The organism is Pantoea sp. SOD02 (assembly GCF_024707505.1).
GTDB lineage: Bacteria > Pseudomonadota > Gammaproteobacteria > Enterobacterales > Enterobacteriaceae > Pantoea > Pantoea symbiotica.
In genome coordinates this window covers 2,749,914-2,763,664 of sequence record NZ_CP102604.1, presented here as the reverse complement: position 1 = coordinate 2,763,664, position 13,751 = coordinate 2,749,914, and the positions used below count along the sequence as shown (strand labels likewise).

14 protein-coding genes and 1 tRNA gene are annotated in these 13,751 nt (G+C 54.0%); 7 read left to right on the top strand and 8 right to left on the bottom strand.

Annotated elements, in window-relative coordinates; genetic code table 11:
- Nucleotides 1-4 precede the first annotated feature (4 nt).
- Together alkB and NR302_RS12830 are read left to right on the top strand one after the other, a co-directional pair.
- Nucleotides 5-646, top strand: coding sequence for a DNA oxidative demethylase AlkB (alkB, locus tag NR302_RS12835; protein WP_154155864.1), 642 nt, complete (start codon nt 5-7; stop codon nt 644-646).
- Between the two features lie 695 nt (nt 647-1,341).
- Nucleotides 1,342-2,994 (top strand): multidrug ABC transporter permease/ATP-binding protein, encoded by a 1,653-nt coding sequence (locus NR302_RS12830; RefSeq protein WP_008105082.1) that lies wholly within the window; start codon nt 1,342-1,344, stop codon nt 2,992-2,994.
- A 156-nt stretch (nt 2,995-3,150) separates the two neighbouring features.
- Here the strand turns inward: NR302_RS12830 and NR302_RS12825 are convergent, their stop codons facing one another.
- From NR302_RS12825 to arsH, 3 genes are all read right to left on the bottom strand, one after another.
- Entirely contained in the window at nt 3,151-3,876 is a 726-nt protein-coding gene (locus tag NR302_RS12825) for a 4'-phosphopantetheinyl transferase (RefSeq protein WP_258143655.1), read from the bottom strand.
- A gap of 77 nt (nt 3,877-3,953) precedes the next feature.
- On the bottom strand, nt 3,954-4,157 hold the full coding sequence (locus tag NR302_RS12820; protein WP_008105079.1) for a hypothetical protein: 204 nt from the start codon (nt 4,155-4,157) through the stop codon (nt 3,954-3,956).
- 217 nt (nt 4,158-4,374) lie between these two features.
- On the bottom strand, nt 4,375-5,076 hold the full coding sequence (arsH, locus tag NR302_RS12815; protein ID WP_258143654.1) for an arsenical resistance protein ArsH: 702 nt from the start codon (nt 5,074-5,076) through the stop codon (nt 4,375-4,377).
- An 88-nt stretch (nt 5,077-5,164) separates the two neighbouring features.
- Between arsH and NR302_RS12810 the strand changes: the two genes are divergently transcribed.
- From NR302_RS12810 to arsC, 3 genes are read left to right on the top strand one after another with little or no spacing between them, the layout of a single operon-like run.
- The gene (locus NR302_RS12810; RefSeq protein ID WP_258143653.1) at nt 5,165-5,485 is read left to right on the top strand and encodes a metalloregulator ArsR/SmtB family transcription factor; all 321 of its coding nucleotides are present in this window, start codon (nt 5,165-5,167) and stop codon (nt 5,483-5,485) included.
- Between the two features lie 41 nt (nt 5,486-5,526).
- Nucleotides 5,527-6,816, top strand: coding sequence for an arsenic transporter (locus NR302_RS12805; protein ID WP_258143652.1), 1,290 nt, complete (start codon nt 5,527-5,529; stop codon nt 6,814-6,816).
- A gap of 13 nt (nt 6,817-6,829) precedes the next feature.
- Nucleotides 6,830-7,255, top strand: a complete 426-nt coding sequence (gene arsC / locus NR302_RS12800; RefSeq protein WP_258143651.1) for a glutaredoxin-dependent arsenate reductase — start codon at nt 6,830-6,832, stop codon at nt 7,253-7,255.
- A gap of 54 nt (nt 7,256-7,309) precedes the next feature.
- Here arsC and NR302_RS12795 read toward each other — a convergent pair.
- The 3 genes from NR302_RS12795 to NR302_RS12785 form a co-directional block, all read right to left on the bottom strand.
- Nucleotides 7,310-7,386, bottom strand: a tRNA-Pro gene (locus tag NR302_RS12795).
- A 70-nt stretch (nt 7,387-7,456) separates the two neighbouring features.
- Nucleotides 7,457-9,211 (bottom strand): LPS biosynthesis-modulating metalloenzyme YejM, encoded by a 1,755-nt coding sequence (gene yejM, locus NR302_RS12790; protein ID WP_154155872.1) that lies wholly within the window; start codon nt 9,209-9,211, stop codon nt 7,457-7,459.
- A gap of 22 nt (nt 9,212-9,233) precedes the next feature.
- Nucleotides 9,234-9,461, bottom strand: a complete 228-nt coding sequence (locus NR302_RS12785; RefSeq protein WP_036648480.1) for a YejL family protein — start codon at nt 9,459-9,461, stop codon at nt 9,234-9,236.
- A 158-nt stretch (nt 9,462-9,619) separates the two neighbouring features.
- Between NR302_RS12785 and yejK the strand changes: the two genes are divergently transcribed.
- A complete protein-coding gene (yejK, locus tag NR302_RS12780) occupies nt 9,620-10,624 on the top strand; it encodes a nucleoid-associated protein YejK (protein WP_258143650.1) in 1,005 nt (334 codons plus the stop codon).
- A 57-nt stretch (nt 10,625-10,681) separates the two neighbouring features.
- Here the strand turns inward: yejK and rplY are convergent, their stop codons facing one another.
- Both rplY and NR302_RS12770 read right to left on the bottom strand, forming a co-directional pair.
- A complete protein-coding gene (gene rplY, locus NR302_RS12775) occupies nt 10,682-10,966 on the bottom strand; it encodes a 50S ribosomal protein L25 (RefSeq protein ID WP_008105033.1) in 285 nt (94 codons plus the stop codon).
- A 131-nt stretch (nt 10,967-11,097) separates the two neighbouring features.
- On the bottom strand, nt 11,098-12,852 hold the full coding sequence (locus tag NR302_RS12770; protein WP_258143649.1) for a DEAD/DEAH box helicase: 1,755 nt from the start codon (nt 12,850-12,852) through the stop codon (nt 11,098-11,100).
- Between the two features lie 166 nt (nt 12,853-13,018).
- Here NR302_RS12770 and rsuA point away from each other — a divergent pair, with 166 nt between their 5' ends.
- Nucleotides 13,019-13,741, top strand: coding sequence for a 16S rRNA pseudouridine(516) synthase RsuA (gene rsuA, locus NR302_RS12765; protein WP_154190277.1), 723 nt, complete (start codon nt 13,019-13,021; stop codon nt 13,739-13,741).
- Nucleotides 13,742-13,751: the final 10 nt, after the last annotated feature.

Genomic DNA, 13,751 nt, shown 5'->3' with positions numbered 1-13,751 from the left:
GCACATGCTGGATTTATTTAGTGACGAAGCGCCGTGGCAGGAACCGCTGGCGGATGGCGCGGTGATTCTGCGACGTCGTGCTCGCGATCAGGCTGATGCGCTACTGGCGGCGATTCACGACATCGCTGCTAAAAATCCCTTTGCCCATCGCATCACACCTGGCGGCCATCGCATGTCGGTGGCGATGACCAACTGCGGCGATTTTGGCTGGTCAACCGATTCGCGCGGCTATCAATATACCGAGCAGGACAGCAACAGCGGACACCACTGGCCGCCGATGCCTGCGCTGTTCCGCGAACTGGCGCAGCACACCGCGCGTGAAGCGGGCTTCGCCGGTTTCAATCCTGATGCCTGCCTGATTAACCGCTACGAACCCGGCGCAAAACTGACGCTGCATCAGGATAAAGATGAGAAGGATCTGCGCCAGCCGATTGTGTCGGTTTCATTAGGATTGCCTGCGGTGTTCCAGTTCGGCGGTTTCGAACGCGGTGATGCCACCCAGCGCGTGCTGCTGGAACATGGCGATATTGTGGTATGGGGCGGGCCATCGCGCCTGCGTTATCACGGCATTCTGCCGCTCAAACCCGGCATTCATCCGCAGGCGGGCGCGTTCCGCTACAACCTCACTTTCCGCCGTGCTTTTTAGCGCATTTTCGTCTCGGCTCAATTAATTTGGAATGCATGTTGTTAAGCCATTGATGAAGGCGCTGGCCGGTGCCACTTTTGGTCCGGCGGTCCTCGCGCCGCTTACGCGGTACCTTCACTTCGCTCGTTTGCCTGACGGACCGGCGGAGACGGGACTTCCATGTCCCGGCTCCGCCTTTCGCCCGCGTCCTGCGGGCTCTCCTGGCTTCCTCGCTTCGTTCAGCGCTGCGGATTGCCTGTCCAAAAGTGGCCCCGGCCTGCTTCTAAGCTTCAGTGCGTGTTATTGAAAAGGGCACATTTTCCAGAGTCGCTGGCACGTTTGCTGCGGCAAAAGGGCCATTCGCAGCGCTGAGGCTTTTACGTTGGGCCAGGAGCCTCGCGCATGGATGCGTGAGGCAGTTCGGGGCCGGCCTGGACGGCCGATCCGCGAACGGTCCGTTGGCACGACGTGGAAGCCGAAGGCACCGCGTTAGCGGAGCGAGGACGGCCCGTGACGCAGCAGATGTGACAGCGCCCGCACCAGATTTAAATCAAAACACTTTCATATCAGACAAGCAATGCGCAATAAATCGAGCCGCTACCAAACGAGCGGCGAGAAACATTTTACTCAGGCAAATTTGAGATGAGAATTATTCTTGCTATCAGCCAAGCCGACATTAAACTGCAGGCTGCTTTATTGACCGCTGGAACCCTTTAATGGCATTGCTGCAAGTCGTTTTTCGCCAGTACCGCTGGCCTTTTATTGGCGTTATTCTTCTCACGTTGTTAAGTGCCGTGCTCGGTATCGGCCTGATTGCCTATATCAATAATGAGCTGATCGTCGCGGTGAATACCTCGATTTCGGTGCTGCCAAGTTTCCTTGGCCAACTGTTCCTGCTGATGGCGGTGACGCTCGGCTCACAGCTGGCGTTGACCATGCTCGGCCACCACTTTGTCTGGCGGCTGCGTGGCGAATTCATCAAACGGATCCTCGACACGCGCGTGGAGCGCATCGAACAGATCGGCAATGCTCAGTTGCTGGCCGGCCTCACCAGCGATGTGCGCGCCATCACCATCGCCTTCGTGCGTTTACCCGAGCTGATTCAGGGCATCATTATTACGCTGGGTTCGGCGCTTTATCTCGCCTGGCTTTCACCGAAAATGCTGCTGATCACCTGCCTGTGGCTGGTGGTGACGCTGGTTGGCGGTTGGTTGCTGGTATCACGGGTTTATCAGCACATGGCTAAGCTGCGGGAGATTGAAGATGACTTGTATCGCGATTTCCAGACCATTATTGAAGGGCGCAAAGAGCTGCAGCTCAACCGCGAACGTGCGCAGCTGATTTACGACAGCGTTTATCAGGAAAATGCCAAAAGCTATCGCCACCACATCGTGCGCGCCGATACCTTCCATCTCAGCGCGGTGAACTGGTCGAATATCATGATGCTGGGCGCGATTGGCATCGTGTTCTTTATGGCGAACGGATTGGGCTGGGCCAACACGGCGGTGGCGGCAACCTATTCGCTGACGCTGCTGTTCCTGCGCACGCCGCTGCTGGCGGCGGTTGGCGCCTTGCCGACGCTGCTCAGTGCGCAGGTTGCCTTCCGCAAACTCAACACCTTCGAACTGGCACCGTATGAAGAAACCTTCAAGGCGCTGCCAAAAGTCAGCGAATGGCAAACGCTGGAACTGCGCGACGTCTGCTTCCACTACGGCGAGCACGGATTCCAGGTTGGGCCGATCAATTTGACGCTGCGTCGCGGCGAGTTGGTGTTCCTGATTGGCGGCAACGGCAGCGGAAAATCGACGCTGGCGATGCTGCTCACTGGCCTGTATCAACCGCAATCGGGCAGCTTACTGCTGGACGGCAAAGTGGTTGACTGGCAAAACCTCGATGCCTATCGCAAACATTTCTCGGCGGTGTTTACTGACGTACATCTGTTTGATCGCTTAATCGGCGACCAGGGGCAACCGGCCAATCCTGCGCTGGTGCAGCAGTGGCTGGAGCGTCTGAAGATGCAGGACAAGCTCAAGCTGGAAGGCAACAAGGTGCTCAATCTGCAACTGTCGAAAGGGCAGAGCAAACGACTGGCGCTGCTGCTGGCGGCTGCCGAAGAGCGCGACATCCTGCTGCTCGACGAATGGGCGGCGGATCAGGATCCGCATTTCCGTCGCATCTTCTATCGTGAGCTGCTGCCGTGGTTACAGGAATCGGGCAAAACGGTGTTCGCCATTAGCCACGACGATCACTACTTTATCCATGCCGATCGCTTGCTGGAGATGCGCGAAGGTCAGCTGAGTGAGTTGACCGGCAACGAACGCGATATGGCAACGCTGGATGCGGTGCAACGTACCGATACCGGCCATTAACGCCAGCCGGGAAAGCTTAGCGAAAACCCTTATTGGGCAAGGTGTTGCGGAGTGGATAAAGTAACTCTCAGCAGAAATCCTCGTTTCTGCGTCCCTGGAACACTTTTCTGTCGTCTTGTGTTGTCACCGGCTCGGGTTTATTTCTGAGCCGGTTTTTTATTTTGTCGGTAGCGGATGCGTCAGCAGCGTAATCACACGGTTTCCAGCCAGCCAGAAACGCGCCTCCAGCAATACTTTCGTGGTGAAATGCCCATCAAAATCCCGACACAAGCGCAGCGTTGCGCGGCCTTGCTGCACGTCCAGCTCTACGACTTCCGCCTGAAGAAAATCCATCAGCTGATGCAACTGCGGCCAAAGCGCTTTGTAAACACTCTCTTTCAGTGAAAACAGCAACGTAGCAGCCTGGGCAAAGGGCAAAGGTTGCGCCAGCAGACGCTGCTTTTCCGCCGTGTTCATCAACATCTCAGCAGTTTCATCAGCGGTTTCCTCCGCCATTATCTGCTCAACGTCCACGCCAATGCACAGTGGTTCGCGCGTCGCAGCCATCACTGCAACGCTGTGCGTGTGCGACAGCGACGCCTGAATGCCGGCGGGCCACAGCGGTGAACGATCGGGCGCATTACACAATACAAAATGCGGTAAGCCGAAGTGCGCAAGGTTTTGCTGCACCAGCCAACGACTCGCCAGATGCTCGGCTTTGCGTTTGGTCACCGCGCTCTGTAGCGACGCGGGTAGCGGCAATTGCCACGCCTGATGCAGCTCGGCATGCCAGTGTTGTTGATCAAATTCACACCAGGCGATCGGTAAGACATCCAGCGACATGCCAGCAGCGCGGATAAACGGGGAAGAGGGCAGAACAAGCGGCGTTTGAGAGGCGAACATAAAAAATCACGGCTGACGGAAAACGTAGTTTTACCAGCCAGCCGGATGGAGAGCAAGCCAAAGGGGCTCGCCTACTTTTAGTTGTTTGGCGGAATCGCCATTCCTTTAATCTGCACCACGAAGTGCTGATGGCCTTTGGTGATGCGCGCACCGCGATCGCACCAGCGCGAGGCGAGACGGAAGAAATCGTCGCTGCCGATATCGTAAGCCAGTTCAACTTTATTGATACCCGAGTGCAGGAGTTCTTCCGCATCCTGCAGGTTTTTTGCTTTGATGACCATAATGGTTTCCATCGAAAAAACAAGAGACCTAAGAGTAAGAGAATTCTGTGACAGTTTTGTTTCAGTTTGATGAAGTGCTGTCATATTTATCCAGAAATGTGATCTGGCTCGGGTTGGGTTGTTTTCGGTAAGTTACTGATTAGAAGCTAATAATCATTCATCTTCTGGCGATAATCTGATAATGCTTGGCAGTTCAGGCACGATCAGCCCGTCATCCTTAAATCTTCGCCTGATTAACGCGCGCTGTGAGTTGTTGGTGATTCTCCTTACGTTCGCTATAGCGATCCGCGAGATAGTCAGCGTGACCTTTTAGGATGAGTGTGATTTTGAACAACTCCTCAACCACATCAACAATTCGATCATAGTACGCCGAGGGTTTCATCCGACCTTCTTCATCAAATTCCTGCCACGCCTTTGCAATCGATGACTGATTAGGAATGGTGAACATCCGCATCCATCGACCTAGCACGCGCATCTGATTGACGGCATTGAATGATTGGGAACCGCCACACACCTGCATCACTGCCAGGGTTTTTCCCTGCGAAGGACGGATGGCGCCTTCAGTCAGCGGAATCCAGTCAATCTGCGCTTTCAGGATGCTGCTCATCGCGCCGTGACGTTCTGGCGAGCTCCAAACCATGCCATCGCACCACCTCACCAAACTTCGCAGCTCCTGCACTTTTGCATGCGTTTCAGGCGCATCATCAGGCAGCGGCAAACCCGACGGGTTAAATATTTTCACCTCAGCTCCCATTCTGGTCAGCAAGCGAGCGGCTTCTTCTGCCGAGAATCGGCTAAACGAGCGCTCACGTACCGAACCGTAAAGAACGAGAAATCTCGGTGGCAGCTCAGATTTACCGATCTGTTCGGCAATGGAAGGATCAAAGTGTTCAGTCACCAGGGCAGGAAATGAGGTCATATGAAAATCTCCAGGTTTTAAATTCTGCCTTTACTTCTAACATATATGAATTAACATATGTATTAAATTTTCACTGGAACCCAAATCGATGCTTCCTGTTCAACTTTTCAAACTGCTTGCCGACGAAACGCGTACGACGATCGTTTTATTATTGCGAGAGGCCGGAGAGTTGTGTGTCTGCGATCTCTGCACCGTCACCCAACAATCACAGCCAAAGATTTCACGCCACATTGCCTTGTTGCGCGATGCGGAGCTGATTCTGGATCGACGTGAAGGCAAGTGGATTCACTATCGTCTTTCTCCGCATATGCCGGCCTGGGCTGCATCAATTATCGATGCGGCCTGGAATAGCCAACGTGAGGAAGTGCGTGAGTCGCTGAAGAACGCCGCCGCTGCGGGTTGTGAATAATCATTAAACACATTCGATTATTCGAATTTATTGGAGGCACGATGTTTCTGGCAGGCGCAATATTTGTTTTGACCATCGTATTTGTCATCTGGCAGCCGCGCGGCCTGAGCATTGGCTGGACGGCAACGATAGGGGCTTTACTTGCGCTGGTGACCGGCGTTATCCAGTTAAACGATATTCCCGCTGTCTGGCATATCGTCTGGAATGCTACGGCGGCTTTTATCGCCGTCATTATCATCAGCTTGTTGCTGGACGAATCCGGTTTTTTTGAGTGGTGTGCTTTGCATGTCGCGTGCTGGGGAAGTGGGCGAGGGCGGCTGCTGTTCACCTATATCGTGTTGCTCGGTGCGTGTGTTGCTGCGCTTTTCGCCAATGACGGTGCGGCTCTGATATTAACGCCGATCGTTATCGCCATGCTGCTGGCGCTGGGCTTCAGTAAAGGCGCAACGCTGGCTTTTGTCATGGCAGCTGGATTTATCGCCGATACCGCGAGTTTGCCGCTGATCGTATCCAACCTGGTCAACATTGTTTCCGCAGATTTCTTCAAACTGGGATTCAACGATTACGCGGCGGTGATGGTTCCGGTTGATATTGCCGCCATCATCGCGACGCTGGTGGTGCTGCACCTTTTCTTCCGCAAAGATATTCCCGACAGCTATGAGGTTTCACGTCTTAAACTGCCAGCAGAAGCCATCAAAGATCCCGCAACCTTCAAAGCCGGTTGGCTGGTGCTGTTGCTGCTATTAGTAGGTTTTTTCCTGCTGGAGCCGCTGGGTATTCCGGTTAGTGCTATCGCCGCATTGGGCGCGTCAATTCTCTTTATCGTTGCCAAAAGAGGTCATGCAATTAACACCGGTAAAGTGTTACGCGGCGCGCCATGGCAGATCGTGATTTTCTCGCTGGGCATGTATCTGGTGGTTTATGGCCTTAAAAATGCCGGGCTGACGCAACATCTTACTTACTTGCTCAACTACTTTGCCAGCCAGGGTTTATGGGCCGCTACCTTGGGGACCGGTTTGGTGACGGCGCTGCTTTCTTCAGTGATGAACAATATGCCGACGGTGTTGATTGGTGCATTGTCGATAGATGCCAGCACCGCGCAGGGCGTGATAAAGGAAGCGATGATTTATGCCAATGTCATTGGCTGCGATCTCGGACCCAAAATCACGCCGATTGGTAGTCTCGCCACCTTGCTATGGCTGCATGTGCTCGATCAGAAGAACATCAAAATTAGCTGGGGTTATTACTTCCGCGTGGGGATCGTGATGACCTTGCCCGTGCTGCTGTTCACCCTGAGTGCGTTGGCCTTGCGCCTGACGTTATCCCATTAAGATGAGAGCAACCATGACCGACATTACCATTTACCACAATCCTGCCTGCGGTACATCGCGCAACACGCTGGCGTTAATTCGCAATAGCGGCGTTGAGCCGACCATTATTCTCTATCTTGAAACGCCGCCCAGTCGTGAAAAGCTCAAAGCATTGATCAGTGCGATGGGTATCAGTGTGCGTTCATTGCTGCGCAAAAATGTCGAACCTTTTGAGCAACTGGGTTTGGCCGAAGAGCATTTTAGTGATGAGCAGCTAATCGAGGCGATGTTGAACTATCCCATCCTGATTAATCGCCCAATCGTCGTATCTCCGTTGGGAACGCGCTTATGTAGGCCTTCTGAAGTCGTGCTTGATATTCTTCCCGATGTGCAGCAGGGAGCGTTCATCAAAGAGGACGGCGATAAGGTGATTGATCAGCACGGAAATCGAATCGTTTAGACCGGATCTCAGGCAATAAAAAAGCAGCCAATTAGGCTGCTTTTTTTGGGATTTTGGTCGGCACGAGAGGATTTGAACCTCCGACCCCGGACACCCCATGACCGTGCGCTACCAGGCTGCGCTACGTGCCGAACGTGGAAGAATATTACTGTTTCCGCGCACGATTGCAATATGAGCAGCATTTAACTGCCTCATAATTAATCAGTTTGCGACGAATCGCTTCTCTTCCGTTAATACCTGCAGCAGCAGCGCCAACTGCGGTTTATGATCTTTTAGCTTGTTACCCTGCGCATCGTAAGCGCTGTAGCTGCCGTTGTTATTCAGCACCAGCGTCACGGTTGGCGTGGTCACCACCAGTTTGCCATCTTCGCTGCTCGCCACCCAATCGTGGCTGCGTTGCGCGGCAAACAGATCTTCACCCTGCGAGAAGTTGGCGGGGTTGGTGCGCACGTGCAGCAGACGCTGCATAAGCGTGGTCATCACATCCTGTTGATCGGTCAGGCGATCGATGGTTTGCGCGGGCGTGTTCGGCCAATGCACCACCAGCGGCACCTGCAGGGTCGCACGATTACCTGGATTGTCATCGTTGCTATCCAGATTGACCGCACGCTGCGCCGTAATCACCACCACGGTGTTTTTCAGCAAATCGCGATCCTGCAAGGTTTGCAACACCGCATTAATCTGCTCATCGACACCGCTTGCCTGACGCGTATAGCTGCGCTGGCGCGCCTTCAGGTTGTCGCCATTAACCGTGACACCGTTCAGGGCAATCCACGAGAACCATGGTGCGCTGTTTGCTCTCTGGCCGTTGAGCCAGTTTTGCCACTGCGTCACCGTGGTGCTATTCGGCTGGGTATCGGCCTGCGGCAGCGAATAGTCTGCTAATAAAGCCTGACGATACAGCGGTTGGCTAAAGCCGTCCGATGAGAACAAGCCAAACTGATAACCTTGCGCATTCAGCGCATTGAGCAGGGCGGAAGGCGTGCGCGATGCTAAGACGCCATCCATATAGCTGGAAGAGATGCCGTAGAACAGGCCAAACAACCCTTTTTCCGGCTGCAGTCCCGCGCTGTAATGTTGGGTGAAGCGCACGTTTTCGCTGGCGAATTGATGGAGCGACGGCAGCGCTTTCTCCACCGTGGCGTTGTTCAGGCCATCAACGGTCAGCACCAGCAGATTGTGGCGCGTACCGCCATCGCGGAAGGTAATGTCACTCAGCGGATACTGCACTGACAACGCTTCCGGATCGCCCTGTTGCACCAGACGGCGCTGGTACTCTTGCGCATCCAGCAAACCGTGACGCTCAAGGAAGCGACGTGCGGTCATTGGATAGGAGAGCGGCAGATTGGCGCGCTGCATGGTAATCGGGCGGTAGAAGTTGGCATCGGCCCAGATATACAGCAGATGGCTAGCGAAGAAGGCGCTGATAAACAGTGCGGCCAGCGGCTTACCGAACGAACGCCGATTAAGGCTACGCAGCTTTTGCCAGCTCCAGGTCGCAAACAGCATTTCGACGAGGAAAATCAGTGGCACGCTAATAAACATCAGCTGCCAGTCACGCGCCATCTCGCTTTGATCGGGGTTAATCACCAGCTCCCACACCACCGGATTGAGGTGCAAGTGGAAGCGGCTGAAGACCGCGCTATCGACCATGATCAGCGTCAGCCCGGCGGTGGCGATAATCGCCGACAGCACCCTGAGCAATCGCTGTGACATCACCACAAAGGTGAGCGGGAAAATGATCAGCAGATAGCCCGCGAAGACAATGAAACTGAAATGACCGATCCAGCTGGTAAAGGCATAGATACGTCCCGCGAGCGACGCGGGCCAGTCGGCGACCAACAGGTAGCGGCTGCCTAATATAAACGCGAAGATAATATTAAACAGGGCAAACCAATGCCCCCAGCTGATCATCTGGGAGACTTTTTCGCGGTAGCGCTGCCGGTTGGTTACCATATTATGAGGTCAAATCTGCATATTAATGAGCGTTATCGTCGCGTACGGATGACTGCAAGGCATCCGCGAAAGATCGTGCCAGAGTGCGGCGTTGAGCCGGTGAAACGCTGGTATTGATCAAGTTAGTTACCATGTTACCCAATACCATCAGGGAAAGGTCGGTTGGCGCTTTGTCTTTTTCAAGAATCTGCGCCATCTCTGCGAGGAGCTTTTCCACGCGTTCGTCACTGTAACGGGATGATTGTGGCATATCGTCGTCTAATCAAGGGTGAAAAGGCGGTATATTACCGTAACAACGCACTTTTTTCCGCAATTTTATCGCAAGCAGAGCGATCAGTTTGTGCTGGTAGTTGAAAGCGGCTGCGGGCGGTGTTTGAATACGCGCCTGAGCTAAAAGGAGAGTCTACCATGAGTCTGGATATCGACCAGATTGCCCTGCATCAGTTAGTTAAACGTGATGAAAACCAGCTGGAACTGGTACTGCGCGACACTTTGCTGCCCGCGAACCGCGCGGTTGAAGAGATGGCAGAAGAGCTGCATCGGGTTTACAGCGCCAAAAGCAAAGCCTACGGCCTGTTTAACGAGGAGAGCGAATTGGCCGATGCGTTGCGTAACTGCCGCAAAGGGGAAGATGACTTTCTGGCATTTAGCCGTGCGGCAACCGGACGTCTGCGTGATGAGCTGGGTAAATATCCTTTTGCGGAAGGCGGCGTGGTGCTTTTCCTGCACTATCGCTATCTGGCCGTCGAATATTTGCTGATTGCGGTTCTCAACAGCCAGTCGAGCATGCGCGTGAATGAACAGCTGGATATCAGCAGCACGCATTATCTCGATATCAATCATGCGGATATCGTGGCGCGTATCGATCTCACCGAGTGGGAAACCAACCCGGAATCCACCCGTTATCTCACCTTCCTGCGCGGGCGCGTAGGCCGTAAAGTGGCGGATTTCTTTATGGATTTCCTCGGTGCCAGCGTTGGTCTGGATACCAAAGCGCAAAACCGTGGTCTGCTGCAAGCGGTTGATGATTATTGCGCCGAATCGGATCTCGATAAAAACGAGCGTCAGAACTATCGTCAGCAGGTTTACACTTACTGCAACGATCAGCTGCAGGCCGGCGAAGAAATTGCGCTGCACGATCTCTCTAGCGAATTACCGCCGCTGGGTGAAAAAACCTTCCAGGCGTTTACTCAGGAGCAGGGGTACGAGCTGGAAGAGACCTTCCCGGCGGATCGCAGCACCTTGCGCCAGTTGACCAAGTTCGCTGGTAGCGGCGGTGGCTTAACCCTGAACTTTGACGCCATGCTGCTTGGCGAGCGCATCTTCTGGGATCCCACCACCGACACGTTGACCATCAAAGGCACGCCACCGAATCTGCGCGATCAGTTGCAACGTCGGACCAGCAGTAAATAAATTTCAGCCATAAAAAAACGCCGCATATGCGGCGTTTTTTTTCAACTCATTCAGCGATTAAGCGCGAACGAAGTCGATGTGGAACAGTTTTGGCTTGAACGGATGACGCTGTACCGCCTGAGCTTTAACTTTGATTTCTTTACCATCAACAGCGATGGTCAGCACTTCGCTGTAGAACTCAGCTTTAACTTGCACGTTCATCACAGCGTCGTGGTCCAGTTCGATAGCAACTGGTGCTTCATTTCCGCCATAGATGATGGCTGGGAATTTGTTTGCTACACGCAGGCGGCGGCTCGCACCCTTACCCTGGTCTTTACGTACTTCAGCGTTAATAGTGAACATTTGATGTCTCTTCAATAGTTCCTGCTACAGGCGACCCAGCAACAGGACGGTTATTCAAACTGCTTTTACGGATGCAAAAGCGGGCGGCATTATAGCCCCAATGATGCCGCAGGGGCAAATGATTCCGCCGCTTATCGCAGCTCATTGGCGCGGCGATAACGGCCCTGATAATCAAACATTTTTTCGCGGATCTGCCAGAAATGTCCTTTTGCGCGCGCCACCACAAAGTCCGGATGGCGTAATAAAGGCTGTAAGGCGATCACATCCGCTGCGGTTTGCCAGCCGAGTTCCACGCCTGGCGCGCGCTGATGCGGACGCATAAACAGCTGCTCAAAGGCTTTACGTTGCGCTGGCGTTTGCAGGCGAAAACGCTCGCTGACGCTGGTGCCATCTTCATCGAAATAGGTGGCTTTCAGCCATTCACCTTTGTCATCGCGTCCTTGCTCCAGCGTCATGCCAGAACAGCGCAATACGCGCGCATCTTTCAGTTTCAGCTCAGCTTTCAGCATGTCATCCGGGTCGACCAGAATTTTGTCGCATTGATTGCAGCGCCGCGCGGCGATGTCATTCTCGGCGCCACAATCCGGGCAGCTTTTAAAGCGGAAGCGGTAATCACACTGTTCGCGCTCGCCTTCATCATCTTCCAGCACGCCCTGACAGCGGCGACCAAAATGCTCGATGATGTGTCCATCTTCGGTGGTTTTGCCCCAAAAGGTATTGGCGAAACCACAGGCGGGACAGAACACCTGCACCGGCTGATTGTCGCTGGCACCTTTCGGTGCGCCAACTTCGGGGGTGAAAAGATCGTGTGGATTTCCAGCGTAATCCAGCACCAGACAATCGGTTTTGCCGGGCGACAGGCGCAAACCGCGACCGACAATCTGCTGATAGAGGCTGACGGATTCGGTAGGGCGCAGAATGGCGATCAAATCAACGTGGGGCGCGTCAAAGCCGGTGGTCAGGACGGCGACGTTGACGAGGAACTTCAGCTGCTGCGCTTTAAATTCAGCAATCAAGCGGTCGCGATCTTTCACCGCCGTTTCCGCCGAGACCAGCGCGCTGTTTTCGGGCAGCAGCGTGAGAATTTCACGGGCATGTTCCACGGTAGAAGCAAACACCATCACGCCGCGTCGATCTTCAGCAAACTCAACAATCTGCCGGATAATATGCGGCGTGACGCGATGCTGTTGTTTCAGCTCGCGGTTGAGTTCGGCTTCGCTAAACAGCCCATTATTCTGCGGGATTAGGCGGCTGAAATCGTACTGCACCACCGGCATGTCTAAGCGCTCCGGCGGCACCAGAAAGCCGTGTTTGATCATATAGCGCAGCGGCAGCTCATAAATGCAGTCGCGGAACAGTGCTTTCTCATCACCGCGCACCATGCCGTGATAGTGGAACTGGTAAATCCAGCCTTTGCCGAGACGGAAGGGCGTAGCGGTTAAACCCAACAGGCGCAGCTGCGGATTATGTTGCCGCAGGTGAGTGAACAGCAGCTGATACTGGCTCTCTTCGTTATCGCTGATGCGGTGACACTCATCGACGATCACCAGCGAAAAGGCGCTGTCGAAGCGATCAAGATTGCGTGCCACCGACTGCACGCTGCCAAACACCACTTTGCTTTCGCTCTGCTTGCGCTGCAAACCGGCGGCGAAGATGTCGGCTTGCAGGCCATACGCCTGATATTTACTGTGATTCTGCTCCACCAACTCTTTAACGTGGGCCAGCACCAATACTCGTCCACGCGCTAACCGCGCCAGTTCAGCAATCACCAGACTCTTTCCCGCGCCGGTCGGCAGCACAATCACCGCCGGCGTAGCATGGCGACGAAAGTGGTTGAGCGTGGCGTCAACCGCCTCTTGTTGGTATGGGCGCAGGGTGAATGACATCGGGGCAAACTTTTTTCTGGAACGGACGCGCATTATGGCATGAAAGCCAGTTAAACGCAGGTTCACTACTGTTAGCAGTCTAAGGATCAAGCTATACTGCCCACACTTTCTTAACGGACAAAAACACCGTTTCAGTTTCCCCCGCAGTAACAGGCAAAGCGAATTCATGCGACTCGAAAAATTCATATCTCAGCAACTGGAAGTTAGCCGTGCTATCGCCGGACGCGAAATCCGCGCCAAAAAAGTCACCATTAACGGCGAAGTCGTGCGCGATGCGGCTTACAAAGTACTGCCAGACGATGAAGTCGAATACGACGGCAATCCGCTGGTGGTGCAGCAAGGTCCGCGCTACTTCATGCTGAACAAGCCGCAAGGTTACGTCTGCTCAACCGACGATCCCGATCATCCCACCGTGCTGTTCTTTATCGAAGAACCTGCGGCGTTCAAGTTGCATGCGGCGGGACGTCTCGATATCGACACCACCGGTTTGGTGCTGCTGACCGACGATGGCCAATGGTCACACCGCATTACCTCACCGAAGCATCACCTGGAAAAAACCTATCTGGTTGAAGTAGAAGAGCCGATCGATCCAGAACTGGTTGAGAAGTTTGCTGCAGGTGTACAGCTGCACAATGAAAAAGAGCTCACCAAACCTGCGGTGCTGGAGATCCTTGATGAGAAAGCGGCACGCTTGACCATCAGTGAAGGGCGCTACCATCAGGTCAAACGCATGTTTGCGGCGATGGGTAACCATGTATCGGCGCTGCATCGCGAACGTATTGGTGAAATCGAGCTCGATGAAGATCTCGGTGAAGGTGAATATCGTGAATTGACCCAGCAAGAGGTCGACAGCATCGGCCTGCCAGAAGAACTCAAACAACGCAAATAGCGGGAGAACG

What these genes read in the sequence shown, in the direction of transcription:
- NR302_RS12805 (WP_258143652.1), top strand. Translation starts at nt 5,527, where the DNA reads ATGTTTCTGGCAGGCGCAATATTTGTTTTGACCATCGTATTTGTCATC.
- NR302_RS12810 (WP_258143653.1), top strand. Translation starts at nt 5,165, where the DNA reads ATGCTTCCTGTTCAACTTTTCAAACTGCTTGCCGACGAAACGCGTACG.
- NR302_RS12820 (WP_008105079.1), bottom strand. Translation starts at nt 4,157, where the DNA reads ATGGTCATCAAAGCAAAAAACCTGCAGGATGCGGAAGAACTCCTGCAC.
- NR302_RS12825 (WP_258143655.1), bottom strand. Translation starts at nt 3,876, where the DNA reads ATGTTCGCCTCTCAAACGCCGCTTGTTCTGCCCTCTTCCCCGTTTATC.
- yejM (WP_154155872.1), bottom strand. Translation starts at nt 9,211, where the DNA reads ATGGTAACCAACCGGCAGCGCTACCGCGAAAAAGTCTCCCAGATGATC.
- NR302_RS12770 (WP_258143649.1), bottom strand. Translation starts at nt 12,852, where the DNA reads ATGTCATTCACCCTGCGCCCATACCAACAAGAGGCGGTTGACGCCACG.
- NR302_RS12785 (WP_036648480.1), bottom strand. Translation starts at nt 9,461, where the DNA reads ATGCCACAATCATCCCGTTACAGTGACGAACGCGTGGAAAAGCTCCTC.
- NR302_RS12830 (WP_008105082.1), top strand. Translation starts at nt 1,342, where the DNA reads ATGGCATTGCTGCAAGTCGTTTTTCGCCAGTACCGCTGGCCTTTTATT.
- alkB (WP_154155864.1), top strand. Translation starts at nt 5, where the DNA reads ATGCTGGATTTATTTAGTGACGAAGCGCCGTGGCAGGAACCGCTGGCG.
- rplY (WP_008105033.1), bottom strand. Translation starts at nt 10,966, where the DNA reads ATGTTCACTATTAACGCTGAAGTACGTAAAGACCAGGGTAAGGGTGCG.
- rsuA (WP_154190277.1), top strand. Translation starts at nt 13,019, where the DNA reads ATGCGACTCGAAAAATTCATATCTCAGCAACTGGAAGTTAGCCGTGCT.
- arsH (WP_258143654.1), bottom strand. Translation starts at nt 5,076, where the DNA reads ATGACCTCATTTCCTGCCCTGGTGACTGAACACTTTGATCCTTCCATT.
- arsC (WP_258143651.1), top strand. Translation starts at nt 6,830, where the DNA reads ATGACCGACATTACCATTTACCACAATCCTGCCTGCGGTACATCGCGC.
- yejK (WP_258143650.1), top strand. Translation starts at nt 9,620, where the DNA reads ATGAGTCTGGATATCGACCAGATTGCCCTGCATCAGTTAGTTAAACGT.